The sequence below is a fragment of the Pseudonocardia asaccharolytica DSM 44247 = NBRC 16224 genome (assembly GCF_000423625.1).
GTDB lineage: Bacteria > Actinomycetota > Actinomycetes > Mycobacteriales > Pseudonocardiaceae > Pseudonocardia > Pseudonocardia asaccharolytica.
In genome coordinates, this window is sequence record NZ_AUII01000035.1 from 1 (window position 1) to 20,096 (window position 20,096).

The 20,096-nt window shown below is 73.1% G+C and carries 17 protein-coding genes; 5 read left to right on the forward strand and 12 right to left on the reverse strand.

What is annotated here, in order from left to right:
- The coding region (locus G567_RS30585; protein WP_037057874.1) for an integrase core domain-containing protein at positions 1-284 on the forward strand (284 nt) is incomplete at its 5' end.
- A gap of 73 nt (positions 285-357) precedes the next feature.
- Complete coding sequence (locus G567_RS30590; RefSeq protein ID WP_084796354.1) at positions 358-744, forward strand: cupin domain-containing protein; 387 nt, start codon at positions 358-360, stop codon at positions 742-744.
- Positions 745-840: 96 nt separating this feature from the next.
- Here the strand turns inward: G567_RS30590 and G567_RS32430 are convergent, their stop codons facing one another.
- The 7 genes from G567_RS32430 to G567_RS0122215 form a co-directional block, all read right to left on the reverse strand.
- Positions 841-1,398 carry a DUF4333 domain-containing protein gene (locus G567_RS32430; RefSeq protein WP_051233416.1) on the reverse strand — a complete coding sequence of 186 codons (558 nt, stop codon included), beginning with the start codon at positions 1,396-1,398 and terminating at the stop codon, positions 841-843.
- A 147-nt stretch (positions 1,399-1,545) separates the two neighbouring features.
- On the reverse strand, positions 1,546-4,332 hold the full coding sequence (locus G567_RS0122190) for a DEAD/DEAH box helicase (protein ID WP_028931695.1): 2,787 nt from the start codon (positions 4,330-4,332) through the stop codon (positions 1,546-1,548).
- A 48-nt stretch (positions 4,333-4,380) separates the two neighbouring features.
- Complete coding sequence (gene tatC, locus G567_RS0122195; protein ID WP_084796357.1) at positions 4,381-5,283, reverse strand: twin-arginine translocase subunit TatC; 903 nt, start codon at positions 5,281-5,283, stop codon at positions 4,381-4,383.
- A 67-nt stretch (positions 5,284-5,350) separates the two neighbouring features.
- Positions 5,351-5,617 carry a Sec-independent protein translocase subunit TatA gene (gene tatA, locus G567_RS0122200; RefSeq protein WP_028931697.1) on the reverse strand — a complete coding sequence of 89 codons (267 nt, stop codon included), beginning with the start codon at positions 5,615-5,617 and terminating at the stop codon, positions 5,351-5,353.
- Between the two features lie 39 nt (positions 5,618-5,656).
- Positions 5,657-5,875 carry a hypothetical protein gene (locus G567_RS0122205; RefSeq protein ID WP_028931698.1) on the reverse strand — a complete coding sequence of 73 codons (219 nt, stop codon included), beginning with the start codon at positions 5,873-5,875 and terminating at the stop codon, positions 5,657-5,659.
- Between the two features lie 20 nt (positions 5,876-5,895).
- A complete protein-coding gene (locus tag G567_RS0122210; protein WP_028931699.1) occupies positions 5,896-6,858 on the reverse strand; it encodes a helix-turn-helix transcriptional regulator in 963 nt (320 codons plus the stop codon).
- A gap of 43 nt (positions 6,859-6,901) precedes the next feature.
- Positions 6,902-7,897: a helix-turn-helix transcriptional regulator gene (locus G567_RS0122215; RefSeq protein WP_028931700.1), complete on the reverse strand. Its 996-nt coding sequence runs from the start codon at positions 7,895-7,897 to the stop codon at positions 6,902-6,904.
- Between the two features lie 147 nt (positions 7,898-8,044).
- On the opposite strand from G567_RS0122215, the gene G567_RS0122220 reads away from it, so the two are divergent.
- Positions 8,045-8,290 (forward strand): hypothetical protein, encoded by a 246-nt coding sequence (locus G567_RS0122220; protein WP_028931701.1) that lies wholly within the window; start codon positions 8,045-8,047, stop codon positions 8,288-8,290.
- Positions 8,291-8,355: 65 nt separating this feature from the next.
- Here G567_RS0122220 and pafA read toward each other — a convergent pair whose 3' ends face one another.
- Positions 8,356-9,726, reverse strand: a complete 1,371-nt coding sequence (gene pafA, locus G567_RS0122225; RefSeq protein ID WP_028931702.1) for a Pup--protein ligase — start codon at positions 9,724-9,726, stop codon at positions 8,356-8,358.
- A gap of 41 nt (positions 9,727-9,767) precedes the next feature.
- On the opposite strand from pafA, the gene G567_RS30600 reads away from it, so the two are divergent.
- Positions 9,768-11,324 carry a bifunctional phosphatase PAP2/diacylglycerol kinase family protein gene (locus G567_RS30600; protein ID WP_245585753.1) on the forward strand — a complete coding sequence of 519 codons (1,557 nt, stop codon included), beginning with the start codon at positions 9,768-9,770 and terminating at the stop codon, positions 11,322-11,324.
- Positions 11,325-11,349: 25 nt separating this feature from the next.
- Here the strand turns inward: G567_RS30600 and G567_RS0122235 are convergent, their stop codons facing one another.
- The 4 genes from G567_RS0122235 to fdhF form a co-directional block, all read right to left on the reverse strand.
- A complete protein-coding gene (locus tag G567_RS0122235; protein WP_028931703.1) occupies positions 11,350-13,269 on the reverse strand; it encodes a molybdopterin biosynthesis protein in 1,920 nt (639 codons plus the stop codon).
- 142 nt (positions 13,270-13,411) lie between these two features.
- A complete protein-coding gene (locus tag G567_RS0122245) occupies positions 13,412-14,632 on the reverse strand; it encodes a molybdenum cofactor synthesis domain-containing protein (RefSeq protein ID WP_028931704.1) in 1,221 nt (406 codons plus the stop codon).
- A gap of 148 nt (positions 14,633-14,780) precedes the next feature.
- Positions 14,781-16,553 (reverse strand): NAD(P)H-dependent oxidoreductase subunit E, encoded by a 1,773-nt coding sequence (locus G567_RS0122250; protein WP_211224024.1) that lies wholly within the window; start codon positions 16,551-16,553, stop codon positions 14,781-14,783.
- Positions 16,550-19,498, reverse strand: coding sequence for a formate dehydrogenase subunit alpha (gene fdhF / locus G567_RS30605; protein WP_051233418.1), 2,949 nt, complete (start codon positions 19,496-19,498; stop codon positions 16,550-16,552). The genes G567_RS0122250 and fdhF overlap by 4 nt, the downstream gene beginning before the upstream one ends.
- Positions 19,499-19,599: 101 nt before the next feature.
- Here fdhF and G567_RS0122260 point away from each other — a divergent pair, with 101 nt between their 5' ends.
- Positions 19,600-19,977 carry a VOC family protein gene (locus G567_RS0122260; protein WP_028931706.1) on the forward strand — a complete coding sequence of 126 codons (378 nt, stop codon included), beginning with the start codon at positions 19,600-19,602 and terminating at the stop codon, positions 19,975-19,977.
- Positions 19,978-20,096: the final 119 nt, after the last annotated feature.

A 20,096-nucleotide genomic window follows, 5' to 3' on the forward strand; every position in this document is an offset into this window, starting at 1 on the left:
CCCCCGAGGACCAGGCCTGGATCGAGACCCTGTTCGGCCACGTCAAGGGCGAGTGGCCACACCTGGAGAAGATCAGAGACCCCGGCGAGCTCGAGCGCGAGCTCGACCGCCGCCGGGCCGAGTACAACTCCGTGCGGTTGCACGCCGGCGTCGGGTATGTCACGCCCGACGACGAACACGAAGGCCGCGGCGAAGGCATCCGCCAAGCCCGCCGCGACGGGCTCGCCGCGGCCCGCGAGGCACGGATCAACTACCGTCGAAACACGAGCAAGGACCACCGATGATCACTACCCGCTCGTGGTCGGGTATTCCATCGCCCGGCTGCTTCATTAACTCGGACACACCTCACCCCACGGGTTGGCCGTGCCCAGGCACGTGCACACCCACGAGGACGAGGCGTTCTACGTGCTCGACGGCGAGGTCAGCATGCACATCGGCGACGAAGTGATCGGCGCCATCGCCGGCAGCTTCCTGTGGGGTCCCCGCACGGTCCCGCACGCGTTCCGCATCGAGTCCGAAACGGCGAAACTGCTCGTCATCAGCACGCCCGGTGGGTTCGATCGCTTCTTCGACACCGGGACAGCCGCCGCCGCACCTAACCTGCCGCCGCCAGCCGCCAACCCGCCCGACCTCAACGCCATCGTCGTCGCCGCCCATGAGCACGGCGTCGACGTCATTGGACCGCCCCCCAGACCCAGCGAACGCGAGTTAGAGCAGCGCTTGGTTGGCTGCAGCGACGCGTGAATCCGGGCCGTTGTTCTGTTCCGAACGCCGTCCCGGCCCCGCTCGCAGCTGCTCGGGGGCGGCGACGACAACCCGGTGCGCGGACGAGCCCATCGCTCAGACCCGGCCCACCTGGTAGTGCCCGTCGTCGCTGGTGATCATGATCGGCACCGTGACCCGCTCGCCGTCGACGGTCGCCTCGCAGGTGAACGAGGTGCCCGCGGCCACGGTGATGCCGTCGGCGCAGCGGACGTCGGAGACCTCGTGGCCGTAGTCGCGGGTGAGGACCTGTGTGACGCCGTCCTGCAGGGCGGCCTGGTCGAACACCCGGGTGGCGAGGAATCCGGGTTTCCAGAACCCGAGGACCCCGACGGCGGCCACCACCACCACGATCGCCGCGATGATCACGATCCTGCGTGTGCGCCCGCCCGCGGCGGGTTGCTGCTGGGGCCCGGGGTGCCAGTCCGGCCCGGGGTTCCGGTGCGGCTGGCCGGGGCCGGGTTGCCGGCCCCGGCCCGGGTTCTGCGGCGGCTGGTGCCAGGTCTGCTGCGCCTGCGGCCAGCCCTGCTGCGCGCCGCCGGCGGGTCCGCCCCATCCGCCGGGCGGCTGCTGCCCCCAGGCCTGCGGCTCGGCGGAGGGGTCCGGCGCGCCGTACGGGGGGCCCGGGGTGTTCACCGTTCCGCCTCGCCGCGCTCGTTCATGGCCGACCTCCTTCATCCCGTGTCCGCGCCATGACCAGCGCGTCCGGCGATCAAAGCACAGCGACCGGGCCGGCGGCGCGAGACGGACGAACTGCCGCGGCGAGCCACCCGGCCGGGTTGGTCAGGCGACCCCGGCCGCCACCACCCCGCGGCGGATCGCGCCGCCTGCCTTCGCCGCGGTCCGGCCCAGCGGCGTCGACCGCCCCGCGACCCCGACGATCTGGTCGAGCAGGTCGAGCACCTGACGGCACCAGCGGACGAAGTCGCCCGCCGAGAGCTCGTGGCCGTTCTCCTCGGCCGCGGCCAGCACCTGGGCCAGCGACTCGCCGCGCGCCCAGCGGTGTATCGGCCAGGCGAAACCGACATCGGGCTCGCGGGTGCGGTCGATCCGGTGCCGGCGCTCGTCCGCCTCGAGGTCGGCCCAGATCCGCAGGGTGCCGGTCAGCGCCTCCGAGACCGGTCCGGACGGCACCCGCGGCATCGGACCGTTGTCCCGGCGCGACTCGTACACCAGCGACGACACCACCGCGGCCAGTTCGGCGGGCTCGAGGCCCTCCCAGACGTTGTGCCGCAGGCATTCGGCGGCCAGCAGCTCGGACTCACCCCAGATCCGGGCGAGCCGCTCGCCGTGCTCGGTGACCGTCTCCCCGTCGCGGTCGCCCGCGTCCGGATCGTCGGCGAGATAGCCGCGTTCCCGCAGCAGGGCCCGGATCCGGTCGAACGCCCGGGCCAGCGAGTGCGTCGTCGAGCGTACCTTCTGGCGCAGCTGTTCGGTCTCGCGCTCCAGGCGGTGGTGGCGTTCGGCCCAGCGGGCGTGCGCCTCCCGGTCGTCGCAGCGGTGGCACGGGTGGGCGCGCAGCGTGCGACGCAGGGTGGCGAGCTCGGGGTCGTCGACCCCGTCGCCGCCGGTCCGCCCGCGCCGCCGGCGCGGGGCAGGTGCCTGGATACCGGTGTTGCGCAGCGACGAGGCCAAGTCGCGACGGGCCCGCGGCGAGCGGTGGTCGACCCGTTTGGGCAGCCGCATCCGGCCTAGCGGCTCGACCGGTGTCGGGAAGTCCGCCGCCGACAGCCGTCCCGACCAGCGGTCCTCCGAGAGCACCAGCGGCCGCGGGTCGCCGGCGGCGTCGACGCCCGGGTCGAGCACCACCGCGAGCCCGGACCGGCGTCCGGCCGGAATGGCGATCACGTCACCGGGTTTGAGCGAACGCAGCGAATCGGCCGCCGCCTCCCGCTGCTCGGCGACCCCCTGGCGACGCAGCACCTTCTCCCGATCGGAGAGCTGGCGGCGCAGCTGCGCGTACTCCCCGAAGTCGCCGAGATGACATTCCATGGACGCCGCGTAGCCCGCCAGCGCCTCCTCGTTGCGCTCGATGCGCCGGGCGAGCCCGACCACCGAGCGGTCGGCCTGGAACTGCCCGAACGACTGTTCCAGCAGTTCCCGTCCGCGCTCCACGCCGAGTCGTCCGACCAGGTTGACGGCCATGTTGTAGCCGGGCCGGAACGAGCTGCGCAGCGGATAGGTGCGCGTCGAGGCCAGGCCGGCGACCTTCTCCGGGTCCACCCCGGGCTGCCAGATGACCACCGCGTGCCCCTCGACGTCGATACCGCGCCGCCCGGCCCTGCCGGTGAGCTGCGTGTACTCCCCCGCCGTCAGCTCGGCGTGGGACTCGCCGTTGAACTTGACCAGCCGCTCCAGCACGACGGTGCGGGCGGGCATGTTGATGCCCAGCGCGAGCGTCTCGGTCGCGAACACGCAGCGGACCAGACCCTTGACGAACAGCTCCTCGACGGTCTCCTTGAACGCCGGCAGCAGGCCCGCATGGTGCGCCGCGATGCCGCGCTCCAGGCCTTCGCGCCACTCCCAGTAGCCGAGCACGCCCAGGTCGGCCTGCGGGAGGTCGCCGGTGTGGCTGTCGGTGATGCGGCGGATCTCGGCGACCTCGGCGTCGGTGGTCAGCCGCAGTCCCGCGCGCACGCACTGTCCGACGGCGGCGTCGCAGCCCGCGCGGCTGAAGACGAAGGTGATCGCGGGCAGCAGCGCGTTGCGGTCGAGCCGGTCGATGACGGTGACCCGCGACGGCGGCCGGTACCCGACGCGCCGCGGCGGGGCGGACCGTGCGCGCCTGCCGCGCTCCCAGATCGCCGTCGAGGTCTGTCGGTCCAGCTCGGCGGTATGCCGGACGAGGTCGGGGTCGACACGCAGCTCGCCGTCGCGGGTCTCGCCGGCGAACAGGTCATACAGCCGGTTGCCGACCATCATGTGCTGCCACAGCGGTACCGGCCGGTGCTCGTCGACGACGACCGCCGTGTCGCCGCGCACGGTGACCAGCCAGTCGCCGAACTCCTCGGCGTTGCTCACCGTCGCCGAAAGGCCGATCAGCGACACGTGCTCGGGCAGCTGGAGGATCACCTCCTCCCAGACCGCGCCGCGGAACCGGTCGGCCAGGTAGTGCACCTCGTCCATCACGACGTAGCCGAGGTGCTCCAGCGCGCGCGAGCCCGCGTAGATCATGTTCCGCAGCACCTCGGTCGTCATGACGACCACCTGGGCGTCGCCGTTGACCGAGATGTCCCCGGTGAGCAGCCCGACGGCGTCGGCGCCGTGGCGGGCGACGAGATCGGCGTACTTCTGGTTCGACAGCGCCTTGATCGGTGTCGTGTAGAAGCACTTCAGGCCCTGCGTGAGGGCGAGGTGGACGGCGAACTCGCCGACGACGGTCTTGCCCGCCCCGGTCGGGGCGCACACCAGCACCCCGTGCCCGTCCTCCAGCGCGTCGCAGGCGGCGCGCTGGAACCCGTCGAGCTCGAACGGGAGGCCCGCGACGAATTCGGTCAACCGGGGCCGGGCGACGCGGGACTTGGCCGCGCGGTACGCCTCGGCCGGACTGCTGGTGGCCACGGCATCCAGGCTGTCACATCGTCGCCGCCCCCTGCGCCGGGCGGGCGCCGCCGGCCGTCAGGTGACATCGTCCAGGCGCCGGGTGGGCTCCGGGGCCGGGCCGGGCTCGCTGGGCGCGGCCGTGGTGTCGACCGCGCTGGGCGTGGTGTCGATCGGGGACGGTTCGTCCGGGTCCCAGGAGTCCCAGCCCTCCTCGGCCCGCCTACGGGCCTTCGCCCGGTCGTGCAGGCGGGTGAGCTGGATCGCCAGCTCGAACAGGACCACCAGCGCCGTCCCGAGCACGACCATCGAGATCGGGTCCTGGCCGGGGGTGGCGATCGCCGCGAACGCGAACAGGCCGAAGATCAGCCCGCGGCGCCACCGGCGCAGCCGGTCGTAGCTGACGACGCCGACCCGGTTGAGCATCACCACCAGCAGCGGCAGCTCGAAGCTCACGCCGAAGATGAGCAGCAGCGCGATGACGAAGCCGAAGTAGGCCTCGCCGGTGAGGGCGGTGGTCTGCACGTCGCCGGCGATCGTCAGCAGGAACCCGAGTCCCTCGGAGACGACGAGGAACGCCAGCACGGCGCCCGCGACGAACAACACCGCCGCGATCGAGACGAAGGTCAGCGCGAACCGCCGCTCCTTCGCATACAGCCCGGGGGTGATGAACGCCCAGAGCTGGTAGAGCCAGACCGGGCAGGCGAGCACCACGCCGGCGGTGGCGCCGACCTTCAGCCGCAGGCTGAACTGGTCGAACGGCCCGGTACCCAGCAGGGCGCAGGAGCCGTCGGCGGTGAAGCTGGCCCGCGCGGACGCGGGCAGCGAGCAGTACGGGTACTTGAGCATCTCCCCGAGGCTCGGGGCGCCGAACAGGGCGACCTCGAACCAGATGTAGCCGAAGACCGTCGTGACCGCGATCGCGATGAGGGCGACGGCCAGCCGGTAGCGCAGCTCGTAGAGATGCTCGACGAGTGTCATGGTGCCGTCGGGGTTGCGGGCCCGGCGGCGCCGTGGGAACTTCGCCACGCCTTGGACGCTACAGGCGCTACTGCGCGCGGTCGGTGCGCCCTGGCTGGTTCGCCGGAGTGGACTCCTGCGGCGCGTTCGCGGAGGGCGGCAGCGCGGTGGGCGGCTCCGCCGGGGTGGTGTCCCGGCGAGTCTCCTCGTCGCTGCGCAGGCCCTTCATCTCCCCCTTGAACACGCGCGCGGACTGCCCGATCGACCGCGCCATGTCCGGTAGCTTCTTGGCCCCGAACAGCAGTACCAGCACGCCGATGAGGATCACGAACTCCCAGCCACCGAGATTCGGCATGACGCTGTCCTTCCCGACGCCGTCACTTCGGCTCCGATACTACGCAGGGTCGCCGGATCGGCGACCGTCCCCGGGTCGCCACGCCTTCACCTGTGCCAGCGCGGCCGTGAGCGGCGCGGCGCCCTCGTCCACCCCGCTGCGCAGCCGGGCCGCCGCGCGCTCCAGCCTGCGCATCCGGACCGCCACCACCGGCACGACCAGGATCAGCAGCACCACCCCGGCCGCGGCCACGACCACCGCCGGCAGAAATGCGCCCACCGCTTCTCCTCTCGGTTCCGTCAGTCCTCCGGTGCGGCGGAGGCCGTCAGCGCGGCCCGCGCCCGGCGCCCGACCTCCGCGGCGACGTCCGGTGGCTCCAGTACCCGGGCGCCGCCGCCCAGACCCAGCACGAGCCGCACCAACCAGCCCGGCTCGGCGTAGCGCAGCGCCACCCTGGCCCGTCCGGACACCTCGTCCTCCACGACCTCGTCGACCGGGTAGTACTCGGCGATCCACCTGGCCTCCGGCTCCAGCAGCAGCACCGCGGTCCGCTGCTCCTGGCTCGGGCGGAACAACCCGGCCGAGACGTCGGTGGGCTGCGCACCGGGCGGTGGGGCGGCCGGTTCGGCGAGCTCCTCGACCGCATCGACCCGGTCCAGCCGGAACAGCCGGACGGCCTCGGCGCGCCGGCACCATGCCTCCAGATAGCTGCGCCCCTCCACCAGCAGCAGCCGCATCGGGTCGATCGTGCGCCGGGAGACGGCGTCGCGACCGGCCGTGTAGTACTGGATGCGCAGCGCCCGGCCGCGTTCCAGCGCGGCGCGGACCGCGGCAGTGGTGGCCTGTTTCTCGTGGACGACCTCGACCGCGACCCCGGCCAGCGCGGCGTCGCCCACCGCGTGTTCGATCTTCGCGGTGGCCCGCTGCACGGCGTCGGTGTCGACCATCCCGGGGGCCTCGCCGAGCGTGCGCAGCGCCACGAGCAGCGCGGTCGCCTCGGCCGTGGTCAACCGCAGTGGCCTGCGCATCCCCGCGTCCTCGGTGACGGTGACGGTATCGCCGGAGAACGACAGGTCGACCAGGTCGCCGGGGCCGTAGCCGGGCAGCCCGCACATCCACAGCAGCTCGAGGTCGCGGCGCAACTGCTTCTCCGTGATGCCGAAGTCGGCCGCGGCCTCGGTGACCGGGATTCCCGGCCGGGCCAGCAGGTAGGGCACCAGCGAGAGCAGCCGCGGCAGCCGTTCGGCGACTCCGCTGCTCATCGCGCCTTCCCCGGCCGGCACGTGAACCGCTCACGTGGTGTCGTCACGTCCGCACCTCCTCGTGATCGGCGTGCGCTGCGGCGGCGGCCGCCCAGCTGCGACGCACCGCGGCGGCGAGCTCCGGCGGGTCGAGCACCGCGACGTCCGGGCCGTACCCGGCCAGCCACCGCGCCACCATCTGCACGCTGCGCAGATCGAGCTCCAGCTCGTCGCCGGGGCGGCCGGCGTGGGCGCGCGGCCCGATGACGCGGCCGATCCGACGCAGCCCGTGCGCGCGCCCGGCGGCCACCCAGATCCGCGCGGCGCCGATCACCGGGGGCGGATCGAAGCTGCGTTTGACGTACCCGAGCAGGTCGATGCCGTCGGGAACCCGGACCGCGCCCGCCGGGCCGATCGCCGTCACCGGCCCGCTGATGCGCGAGAGCCGGAACGAGCGGGTGGCGTCGCGGTCGCGGTCGTGACCGACCAGGTACCAGCGGCCCCGCCACGACACGACGCCCCAGGGCTCGACGGTGCGGCGCACGACCTCGCCGGTCGGCCCGCCGCGGCGGTGGTCGAACGTCACGGCCCGGCCGGTCTGCACGGCGGCCAGGATCGGTCCGAACGCCGGCTCGGCGGCACGCACCCGCGGCTGCACCGGGCCGCCGCTTTCGTCGACGTCGACCCCGGCCGCGCGCAGCTTGACCACGGCGCCGTGGGCGGCCCCGGACAGCTCCGGGGTGTCCCACAGCCGGGCCGCCAGCGCGACCGCGGCCGCCTCGTCGGCCTCCAGTCCGATCTCGCCGAGCTCGTAGTCGTGGCGGGCGATGCGGTAGCCGTCGGTGGTGTCGAACGACGAGCGCCTGCCGGTCTCCAGCGGGACGCCCAGCTCGCGCAGCTCGCTCTTGTCGCGCTCGAACATCCGGAAGAAGGCCTCGTCGGTGGGTGCGTCGGCGTAGCCGGGGACCGTCGCGCGGATCCGCTCGGCCGAAAGGAACTGCCTGGTCGAGAGCAGACAGAGGACCAGGTTGACCAGTCGCTCGGCGCGTGCGGTGGACACGAACGGAATCGTACGACCGATCGGGAGTACGGATGTGCCGACCGGTGCAACCGGCGCGGGCGTCTCATCATGCGACGCCTGATCGTCTTGACGCGCGAACCCGATCCGCGAAGGCTCGTGTGACGCCGGACACGAGAGGGCTGGGGTATGAGCGACGTGGAGCCGACCGAGACGTTCAACCCGTGGAGCGTCGTGAATCTGGTCTTCCATCACCTGGCCGAGCAGGGGCTGCACCCCGTGCTCGGCGAGACGGGCGATCCGGCGGCCGCCGCGGCCGACCTGCTCATGGCGATGGGGGTCCGGCCCGGCCCCGACAGCGCGGGCCCGGGCACCCCGGGTGTTCAGGAGACCCTGGCGCAGCTGCGGCGCACGATGATGCCCGGCATCGAATAGCCGCAGGGTGCGAGGCCCGGTGAGTGCGTAACAGTGTTAGAACACTGTTACGCACTCACCGGGGGTCACAAGCTGGCGATCAGGCGTTCCACGCGTTCGTCGACGGCCCGGAACGGGTCCTTGCACAGCACGGTGCGCTGGGCCTGGTCGTTGAGCTTCAGGTGCACCCAGTCGACGGTGAAGTCCCGCCCGGCGGCCTGGGCGGCGGCGATGAAGTCGCCGCGCAGCTTGGCCCGGGTGGTCTGCGGCGGGGTGTCCTTGGCCGCCTCGATCTCGCCGTCGTCGGTGACCCGATCGACCATGCCCTTGCGCTGCAACAGGTCGAACAGCCCGCGGCCGCGGCGGATGTCGTGGTAGGCCAGGTCGAGCTGGGCGATGCGGGAGCTGGCCAGGTCGAGGTTGTGGCGCTCCTGGTAGCGCTCGACCAGCCTGCGCTTGATCGCCCAGTCGATCTCGCGGTCGATGAGCGCGTGGTTCTGGCTCTCCACCGCGTCCAGGGTGCGGCCCCACAGCTCCACGACCCGCTCCTGCACGCGGTCGTCGTTGTGCGCGGAGCCGCGGGCGGCCAGATGCTCGACGGCGTGGGCGTAGTACTCGCGCTGGATGTCCAGGGCGCTGGCCTCCCGTCCGCCCGCCAGCCGGACGGTCCGCCGGCCGGTGAGGTCGTGGCTGATCTCCCGGATGGCGCGGATCGGGTTGTCCAGGGTGAAGTCCCGGAACTGGACGCCCGCCTCGATCATCTCCAGCACGAGCGTCGCCGAGCCGACCTTGAGCAGGGTCGTCACCTCGGACATGTTGGAATCGCCGACGATCACGTGCAGCCGCCGGTAGCGCTCGGCGTCGGCGTGCGGCTCGTCGCGGGTGTTGATGATCGGCCGCGACCGGGTGGTGGCGCTGGAGACACCCTCCCAGATGTGCTCGGCGCGCTGGGAAAGGCAGTAGACCGCCCCACGCGGGGTCTGCAGCACCTTGCCCGCCCCGCAGATCAGCTGGCGGGTCACCAGGAACGGCAACAGCACGTCGGCGATGCGGGAGAACTCCCCGGCCCTGGCGACGAGATAGTTCTCGTGGCAGCCGTAGGAGTTGCCCGCGGAGTCGGTGTTGTTCTTGAACAGGTAGATGTCGCCGCCGATGCCCTCGTCGACGAGCCGCCGCTCGGCGTCGACGAGCAGGTCCTCGAGGATCCGCTCGCCTGCCTTGTCGTGGGCGACGAGCTGGGTCAGTGAGTCGCATTCCGCGGTCGCGTACTCGGGATGGGAGCCGACGTCGAGATAGAGCCGGGCGCCGTTGCGCAGAAAGACGTTCGACGACCGGCCCCAGGAGACCACGCGACGGAACAGGTAGCGCGCTACCTCGTCGGGGGACAGCCGCCGCTGGCCGTGGAAGGTGCAGGTGACCCCGAACTCGGTCTCGACACCATAAATCCGCCGCTGCATGTCATCAGCGTAGGCGGAATGCCACCCGTACTGTGATGCCTGTGCGCGAGTGGTTGCGGCGAGTCGGGCGGGCGTCTCCTGCGGTGAACCCGGTCGACCGGGCGATTTCGCATGTCATCGCCCGGCGTTCACCCGGCCGGCTCGACGAGACGATGAAGTCGCTGTCCACCGCGGCGAACCACAGCATGCTCTGGTTCACCATCGCCGGGGTTCTCGCCGCGCGCAAGGGCGCCACCCGCAAGGCCGCGCTGCGCGGGGTGGTCGCCATCGGCGGGGCGAGCGGGATGGCCAACGCGCTGCTCAAGCCGCTGCTGCCGCGACGGCGGCCCGCGGCCGCCGAGCTGCCCGCCCATCAGACCCTGCCCAACCCGCCGACGTCGTCGTCGTTCCCCTCCGGGCATGCGGCCTCGGCCGCCGCGTTCGCGACCGCGGTGGCGGTGGAGAGTCCCCGGCTGGGTCTCGCGCTGGCGCCGCTGGCCGGTGCGGTCGCCTACTCCCGGGTCCATGTCGGGGTGCACTGGAGCTCGGACGTGGTCGCGGGCGCGGCCGTCGGGTCCGCCATCGCGCTGGCTACCCGCCGCTGGTGGCCGGTGCGCAGCAGCGACGAGGCCCGCGCCCGCCCGGTGGACACCGTACCGCCGCTCCCGGAGGGCACGGGCCTGGTCCTGATGGCCAACCCGTTCGCCGGTGACCCGGGCATCGACCTCGCCGAGGAGATCGAGACGGCGCTGCCCGCCGCGCTCGTGCTGCGCGTCCAGGACGGCATCGACATCGACGACCAGCTGGAGAAGGCGATCGCCGGACGCGACGGCCGGGTCCGTGCCGTCGGAGCGGCCGGTGGGGACGGCACGGCGGCGGCCGCGGCGGCGGTGGCCAACCGGCACGACCTCCCGCTGGTGCTGGTGCCCGGGGGCACCCTCAACCACTTCGCGCGCGACGTCGGCGTCTACGACCTGCAGGAGGCGGTCGACGCCACCCAGGCCGGCGAGGCCGTCGCCGTCGATCTCGGGCTCGTCGAGGCGCATCCGGGCAAGGACCCGGAACCGCAGAGCGACGAGGTGATCCGCACCCGGTACTTCCTCAACACCGCGAGCATCGGCTCCTACCCGGAGCTGGTGCGGCTGCGCGAGCGCTGGCAGCCCCGGTGGGGCAAATGGCCCGCGTTCGCGGCGGCGCTGATCACGGTGCTGCGCCGGTCCGAGCGGGTCGAGGTCAAGATCGTCGACGAGTGGCACCTGGTCTGGTTCCTGTTTGTCGGCAACGGGACCTACCATCCGCGCGGGATGGTCCCGGCGTGGCGGCCCACGCTCGACTCCGGGCTGCTCGACATCCGCTGGTTGCGCGCCGAGGTCCGGTTCTCCCGGACGCGGGCGTTCCTGGCGCTCGTTCTCGGCGCGCTGGGGCACAGCCGGGTGTATGGCCAGCAGGAGGTCGACCACCTCGACGTGGAGCTGCGGGTGCCCGCGATGCTCGCCACCGACGGCGAGGTCGTCGAGGAGGCCGGGCGCTACACCTTCCGCGTCGCCGAGCGTCCGATTCCGGTGTACCGGCGTGACGAGCAGAACTGGTCGGGGCGCGACCGCCCCTACATGCGCTGAGGCGCCCATGCCGCGCACGGGCGCCTCAGCACACCCGCCGCCCGGTCTCGGCGCACGAGTACCCGCCGAGGGCCTCCACGGCCGCGCGGAAGTCCGGCCGGTCCAGCAGCGCCCACAGCGGCGCGAGCAGCGCATCGGTCAGGGTGTCCGCGCGCAGCACCAGGTCGTAGGGCTCCTGGGCGACGGGCACGAAGTCGAGCCCGAACGCCCGGGCGGCGGCGAGGATGCCCATCCCGGTATCGGCCCGCCCGGCGGCCACGGCGGCGGCCACCGCGAGGTGGGTGTGCTCCTCGCGGGTGTAGCCGGAGACCGCGGCGGGTTCGATGCCGCGGCGGGCGAGCTCGTGGTCGAGCAGCGCGCGGGTGCCCGCCCCGCGCTGCCGGTTGACGTAGCTCAGCCCAGGTCGGGTCAGGTCCGCGACATCGCTCAGCCCCAGCGGGTTCCCGGGGGCGACGATCAGCCCCTGGTCGCGGTGCACCAGCCGGACGACGGCCACCTCCGGCCCCGCGCCGAGCAGCCGGTCCACGAAGGGCAGGGTGTACTCCCCCGTCGCCGGATCCAGCAGGTGTGAACCGGCGACGTGGCAGAGCCCGTCGCGCAACGCCACCAGCCCGCCGAGCGAACCCACGTTGGAGGAGGCCAGCGTGACCAGCGGGTTCTCGGCGCGCAGCGCGGAGGCCGCGAGGTCCAGCACCAGATCGTGCGAGCCGATCGCGACGATCGTGCGTCCGATCTCGGCCAGCCCGCGCAGCAGCTCGACCCGGACCTGCTCGCCCGCGTGATGGCCCTCCACCCCGGCGGGCACCACGAGCAGGCCGTCCGCGCGGACCAGCGAGGTGAGCACCCCGGCGCCGCGGGGCAGCGGCGTGGCGACCACCTCGCCGCGCACCCGGCCCAGCCGGACCCGGACCCAGTCGTCCATCCCGATCGCGGAGGGGAGCTTGCGGGCCAGCCGGGCCGTGGTCGACGGGCGTTCCCCCGGCGCGGCGCCCTCCAGCTCGGCGAGCAGCGGCGCGGCGAAGATGTCGAAGGTCAGCGCGGCCGAGACCGGATAGCCCGGGGCGCCGAGCACCGGTGTGCGGTCCACGGTGCCGAGCACCACCGGATGTCCGGGGCGGACCGCGACGCCGTGCACGGCAAGCGTTCCCGCGCCGGCCACGACGCGGGCGGTGTAGTCGTCGCGGCCCGCGCTGGACCCGGCGACGAGGATCACGAGATCGGCGCTGGCACCGGCCGCCCGCAGCGCCGCGGTGATCGCCTCCGGGTCGTCGGGGACGATCTCGGTGACCTGGGCGTCGCAGTGCGCCTCGCGGGCCTGCGCGGCCAGCATCAGCGAGTTCGTGTCGAGGATCTCCCCGGGACCGGGCTCGGTGCCGATCGGGCGGATCTCGTCGCCGGTCGGGACGACGACCACGAGCGGTGGACGCCGGACGACGAGCTCGGTGACCCCGGCCGCGGCACAGGCGGCGACGTCGACGGGCCGCAGCCGATGGCCCGTCGGCAGCAGCAGCTCGGCGGCGCTGATGTCCTCCCCGATGGAGCGGACGTGCTGGTAGGGCGGAACCGCGGCGCGCAGCTCGGCCGACCCCTCCGCGGTGCGGTGCACATGCTCGCGCATGACGACGGCGTCGTAGCCGTCCGGCAGCGGATCCCCGGTGTCGACGACCTCGAAGTCGCCGACGGCCAGCAGCGCCGGGGTGGTTTCGGAGGCGGCGACGGTGTCGGCGGCGCGCACCGCGATCCCGTCCATCGCGGCGGCGTCGAACGCCGGTGAGGACCGCCGCGCCCACACCGGCTCGCCGGTCACCCGGCCCACCGCGGCCCCGACCGGCACCCGGATCGTCTCGACCCGGATCGGGCAGCCGGCCGCCGCCCGCGCGGCCCGCCAGGCATCGAGGGCCTCGGCCGCGGGGACGTCGGAGACGAAGGGGCTTTCCGCGGTCACACGCCGACCGTAGCCGGATCGTCCGCCGAGATCGGCACCTGGGCAGCGCCGGCCGCGATCCGCGCGGCTCCGGCCTCCGAAACGGCGATCACCGGAATGGCGGCGGTCCAGCAGTCAGCGGCTCGGCGGCGGCCACCCGGCATCAGCGGTACAGCGTGACCTCGACCTCGCAGCCGGCGTCCAGACCGGTGGCGGGTTCGGGCACGACCAGGTAGCCGTCGGCGTGGGCCAGCACCGACAGCAGCGCCGACGGACCGAACAACGGCTCCGCGACGCCGTCGCGAACCCGCACCTGCACCACGTCGAGCCTGCCCGCGGCCGAGGCCAGGTTCCGGGACAGCACGGCGCGGGTGCTCGGCTCCGGCGGCGGGGCCTCGCAGCCCGCGAGCCGCCACACCAGCGGCACCCCGACCAGCCGGAACACCACCAGCGCCGACAGCGGGTTGCCGGGCAGCCCGACCACAGGGATGCCGCCGCAGTCGGCCAGCAGCGTCGGCTTGCCGGGTTTGATCGCCAGCCCGTGGCACCAGAGGGTCCCCAGCGCGGCCACCGCGTCCGCGGTCTCGTCGCGCGTCCCGACCGAGGATCCCGCCGAGACGACCACCAGGTCGGCGGCCGGCAGCACCGTGCGCAGCTTCGTCTCCAGGGCTCCCGGGTCGTCGGTGACGATCCCGGCGACCTCGGGCTCGCCCCCGGCATCGGTGACCAGGCCCGCCAGCGCCGACGCGGTCGCGTCACGCACCTGGCCGGGGGCGAGCTCGGCGGTGTCGGGGGGCACCACCTCGTCCCCGGTCGAGACGATCGCCACCCGGGGCCGGGCGTGCACGGGCACCTCGGTCACCCCGGCGGCGGCGAGCAGACCCAGGTCCGGGGCGCGCAACGGCCGTCCCGCGGGGGCGAGCGCCGCGCCGGCGGCGACGTCCTCGTCGGCGCGCACCAGGCCGCCGCCCGGTGCGACCGGGCGGGTCACCTCGATCGTGCCGGGCATCGTCTCGGCGGTGTACTCGATCATCACGACGGCGTCGGCGCCGGCGGGCAGGACGCCCCCGGTCGGCACCGCGACGCAGCCGCCGGGTGCGACGGTGACCGCCGGTGCCTCGCCCATCCGCACCGCGCCGAGAAGGTCGAGGTACGAGGGCAGCCCCTCCGAGGCGCCGTAGGTATCGGCGGCCCGCACCGCGAAGCCGTCGACCGTGGACCGGACGAAGCCGGGCAACGGGTCGGGGGCGAGCACGTCGGCGGCGGGCACCCGATGCAGGGCGGCGGCGAGCGGTACGGCCCGGACCGGGGTGCGCCGGGCGGGCCGGAACCCGGCGAGCGCCTCGGAGACGGTCCGGGCGGTGAAGAATTCGCGGCCGCTCACACCCCCGCTCCGGCGACGTGATCGACATCCACATGATCGGCGTTCGGGAGCCGGCAGCCGCGCTGAGCGCGGTCGCGGGCTTCGAAACGGTGATCACGGCCAGGGGTGCTGCCGGGAGTACGGCCAGGCCACCGCCGGGACGGGGGGCTCATCGGGTGGGCTGCTCCGGCGCGCCGTCGGGTCGGGGCTGCGGGCGCGCCGATGCTCCGCCCTTGTCCAGGCCGAGCACGCTGACCACCGGACCCAGCGCCACCTGCCCGAGCCCGCAGATCGACGTCTTGCGCATCGCCTCCTCGAGTTGCAACACCCGCGCGTGCTGCGCCTCGTCCAACCGCGACGAGCCCGCCGCCAGCACCCCGGTCAGCAGCTCGTGCGCCTTGGTGGACCCGACGCGACACGGGACGCATTTGCCGCAGGACTCGTTGCGGAAGAACCGCAGCACGTTGGTGGCGGCGGTGAGCAGGTCGGTGCCTTCGGCCAGCACGACCAGCGCGCCGGAGCCGAGCATCGTGCCGGCCTCGGCGAGCGGGGCGAAGTCCAGTGGCAGGTCGAGCTGGTCGGGGCCGATGAAGTTCGACGACGCCCCACCCGGCTGCACCGCGCCGACGCCCGCCCCGCCGGACACCCCGCCGGCGCGGGCGATCAGCTCGCGCACCGTGGTGCCCATCGGTACGCAGTACACGCCCGCCCGCTGCACGTGCCCGGACACGGCGAAGAACTTCCAGCCGACCGCCTGGCCGCGGCCCTGGTCGCGCCACCACTGCGCCCCGCGGGTCAGGATCACCGGGACGTCGGCGAAGGTCTCCACGGAGTTCATCAGGGTCGGGCGGCCGTGCAGGCCGTAGGTGCCGGGGAATGGCGGCTTGTTGCGTGGCTCGCCGCGGTGGCCCTCCATGCACTCGATCAGCGCCGTCTCCTCGCCGAGGATGTAGCCGCCCGGGGAGGTGAAGATGTCGACCTCCAGCCGCCGGCCGGACCCGCAGGCATCCGGTCCGACCACCCCGGCCGCCCGCAGGGCGGCCAGCTCGGCGCGCAGCACCCGTTCCTCGGGGCCGTACTCGTGGCGGATGAACACCCAGCCCTGCTCGGCGCCGACCACGGCCATCCCGAGCAGCAGCCCCTCCAGCACCAGATGCGGCTGGTCGGCCAGGATCTGGCGGTCCTTGAAGGTGCCCGGCTCGGACTCGTCGGCGTTGCAGATCGCGTACTTGACACCCCCCGGCTCGGCCGCCCGGACCAGCTCCCACTTCTTCCCGGTGGGGAACCCGGCCCCGCCCATGCCGCGCAACCCGGACTCCGCGAGCACGGCCACCACGTCGTCGGGGTCGAGCTGCCCGCCCAGCAGCGCGCGCAGCGTCGCGTACCGCTGCGCGACGCCCGAACCGGCCGGATAGGGGTCGTTGGGCCAGGGCTGGGTGCGGCCCGAGGCGGTGGGCTCGGCGTGGCCCACCCCGGCCTCGCGCGCCGCGGCGACCAGCGCGTCGAGAGCGTCGAGAGCCGACACCGTGGCCGGGTGCTCGTTGACCGCCGCGGCGGGGGCGATGTCGCACCGGCCCAGGCAGGACACCTCGACGAGCTCGACGTCGGCGTCGTCGCCGTAGCGCTGCCGCAGCGCCGCGATCCGCTCCGCGCCCGCGTGCAGCCAGCAGGTCAGGTCGCGGCAGACGCTCAGCGCCACCTTCGCCGGCGGACTCGTGCGGAAATGCGGGTAGAACGAGACCAGGCCCTCGATCTCGTAGCGGGGGCGCCGGGTGTCGCGGGCCAGTTCCTCCAGCTCCTCGCGGGGCAGCCAGCCCATCCGCTCCTGGATCGCGTTGAGCGCCGGGATGAGCGAGGGGCCGGGAAACCTGCCCGCGCGCGCCTCCACCCCGGGCACCCGGCGGGGCCGCACCTGATCGGCCCGCTCGGACAACTCGGTCACGCCCGCACTCCCTGGGTCGATGTCGGCTCCGCGTGCGGCGCGCCGAGTGCCTCGACCTGCACCGCACAGAACTTGAACTCCGGGATCTTCCCGAACGGGTCGATCTCGTCGATGGTCAGCAGGTTCGCCGCCGCCTCCCGGAAGTGGAACGGGATGAACACGTTGCCCAGCTGTTCGCGGTGGCTCACCCGCAGCGCCAGCTCGATCGTGCCGCGCCGGGACCGCACCCGGACCCGCTCGCCGTGGGTGAGCCCGCGGTCGACGGCGTCCTTGGGGTGCATGTACACCTCGGCGACCGGCGAGATCGCGTCCAGGGCGAAGGAGCGGCGCGTCATCGAGCCGGTGTGCCAGTGCTCGAGCAGCCGGCCGGTGTTGAGCACCAGCGGATACTCCACGTCCGGTAGTTCCTTGGCCGGCAGCCATTCGGCCGGCACCAGATGCGCCAGCCCGTCGTCGGTGTTGAACCGCTCGTCGAACATGACGACGAGCCCGTCGGAATGCTCCGGATCGTCGTTGGGATAGAGCTTGCCGGACAACCCGAGGTTGGCGTAGCTCAGGTTGGCATACGAGGGCATGAGCGCGACCATCTCGTCGAAGATCTCGCTCGGGCCGGAGTAGTTCCAGTCCAGCCCGATCCGGCGGGCGATGTCCTGCTCGATCTCCCAGTCGACCCGCGCCTGCCCCGGCGGGTCGAGCACCTTGCGGCCCAGCTGCACCCGGCGGTCGGTGTTGGTGTAGGTCCCGTCCTTCTCCAGGTAGGACGACGCCGGCAGGATCACGTCGGCGAACTCGGCGGTCTCGGTGAGGAAGATGTCCTGCACGACGAGGAAGTCCAGCGCCGCCAGCGCCTTGCGCACCTTGTTGATGTTGGGGTCGGACAGGAACGGGTTCTCCCCCAGCATGTACATGCCGCGCACGCCGTCGGGTTGCAGGATGGACCCGACGATCTCGGTGACGGTCAGCCCGGTGTTCGGGTCGAGGGTGGTGCCCCAGGCCCGCTCGAAGTGCTCCCGGATGCTGTCGCGTCCCACGCCCTGGTAGTCCGGGTAGAACATCGGGATCAGCCCGGCGTCGCTGGCGCCCTGGACGTTGTTCTGCCCGCGCAGCGGGTGCAGCCCGGTCCCGGGTCGCCCGACGTTGCCGGTGATCGCGCACAGCGCGATCAGGCAGCGGGCGTTGTCGGTGCCGGTGGTGTGCTGGGAGATCCCCATGCCCCAGTAGATGACCCCGGCGCGCGCCCGCCCCCAGATCCGGGCGACCTCGCGGATGGTGTCGGCGTCGACGCCCGTGATCGTCGCGGCGCGTTCCGGCGGATAGTCCGCGACGGTGCGGGCCAGCGCGTCGTAGTTCGCGGTGCGGGCGGCGATGAACTCGCGGTCGATCAGCCCGAGCCGGATCACCTCGTGCATGATCGCGTTGTAGAACGCGACGTCGGTCCCCGGCTTGAGCTGGCAGTGGATGTCGGCGTGGTCGGCGACCGTCCCGGCCCGCGGATCGATGTAGATGATCTTCGTTCCGCGTCGGCGGGCCTGTTTGAAGAACGAGCTCGCGACGGGGTGGTTCGCCGTCGCGTTGCTGCCGGTGAGGATGGCGACGTCGGCGTTGAGGACGTCGCCGTAGGTCGTAGACACCGCGCCGGAGCCGATCCCCTCGAACAGCGCCGCGACCGACGAGGCGTGACACAGCCGGGTGCAGTGGTCGACGTTGTTGGTGCCGAAGCCGACCCGGATCAGCTTCTGGAAGAGGTAGGCCTCCTCGTTGGAGCACTTGGCCGAACCGAACCCGGCGATCGCGCCCGGCCCGCCCCGCGCGTGGATCTCCCCCAGCCGGGTCGCGACGAGGTCGAGCGCCTCGTCCCAGGTGGCCTCCCGGAACGCCGGCATGACCTCGTCGTAGTCGACCAGGCCACCGGGTTTGCGGCCCTTCCCGTTCCGCCCGCCGCCGGAGCGCTCCCCGCCGTCGACCCGGCCGCGGTCGTTGGCGGTCCGGCCGGCCCGCTCGCCGCGCACGTCCGCCGACAGCGGCCCCTTCGGATAGGCCGATTCGCGGCGGATCAGCGGCACGGTGAGCCGCTGCGGGGACGCCGCATAGTCCCAGCCGTAGCGGCCCTTGACGCACAGCCTGCTCTGCGAGCCCGGCTGGTCGCGGCCCTCGGCGAAGGCGATGGCGCCGCGTTCCCGGTCGACGTGGTAGGTGAGCGCGCAGCCCACGCCGCAGTACGGGCAGACGGTGTCGACGGAGTCGAGCTCGGCGCGGGGCCGGATCGGGACGCCGCCGATCGGCTTGTTGGTCAGCGCCCCGGTCGGGCAGGCCTGCACGCACTCACCACAGGTCACGCACGAGCTCGCGCCCATCGGGTCGTCGAAGTCGAACGCAATCCGGGTCGCATAACCCTTGCCGGAGCGGCCGATGACGTCGTTGCCCTGGATGTCGTCGCACGCCCGCACACACCGGTCGCACAGGATGCAGGCGTCGTGATCGACATCGATCACCGGGTTGGAGCTGTCGCGACCCCGTCCCGATCCGCACGGCAGGTCGGTGGTCTCGCGGGCGACGCCGTAGCGGTCGGCCAGCTCCAGCAGGAGATTGTCGCCGGTGGTGGTCTGCTTCGGGTCCCGGGCCCGCGGCGGCTGGTCGGTCAGCAGCAGCTCGGTCAGCGTGGCGCGGTTGCGTTCCAGCTCCGGCGTCGCGGTCGCCACCGTCATCCCGTCCTCGCACGGGCGCACGCACGCCGCGGCGAACACCCGGCCACCGGTGTCGACCACGCACATCCGGCAGACCCCCACCGGGTCGTAGCGCTCGTCGTGGCACAGCACCGGGATGTCCACCCCGACCTGCCTGGCCGCGTCATAGATGGTGGTGCCCTCGGGAACGGTGACCGAGTGGCCGTCGATCTCGGTGGTCACGGTCCGGACCGCGGTCGCGGATCCCTGAACAGCCGTCATCTTCGACCTCCACATATCTGCGGTGTGGCGCGTCCGACCTTAGTTCACCGGGGCGCCGTGACCCACAGGAACTGTCGGCGCAGCGCGCTAGCGTCCGCGGCATGCTCGATCACATCGGTATCCAGGTCAGCGACGTCAAGGCTTCACTCGCGTTCTACCTCGCGGCGTTCACGCCGATCGGGATGCGGGAGGCGATGCGCTTCCCGCACGGCGACGACGTGGTCATCGGGTTGTGCGGGCCGGAGGGCACACCCGATTTCTGGCTCAGCCCGGCCGCCGGCGCCGAGGTGCGTGAGCTGCACCTGGCCTTCCGCGCGCCAGACCGGGCCGCGGTCGACGCGGTGCACGAGGCCGCGCTGGCCGCGGGGGCCGAGGTCCTGCACGCCCCGCGGGAGTGGCCGGAGTACCACCCCGGCTACTACGGGGTGTTCCTGCGCGATCCCGACGGGCACAACGTGGAGGCGGTGCACCACGGGTAGACCGCCCGTTGGCAGCCACACAAGCGTCGTCTCCCCGGCACACGGGTCCGGGCGCCGGTGGGGACGGCACGAGGCTTGTGCGGTCAGCGGCGGAGGATCCGTCCGGCGGCCAGCAACTC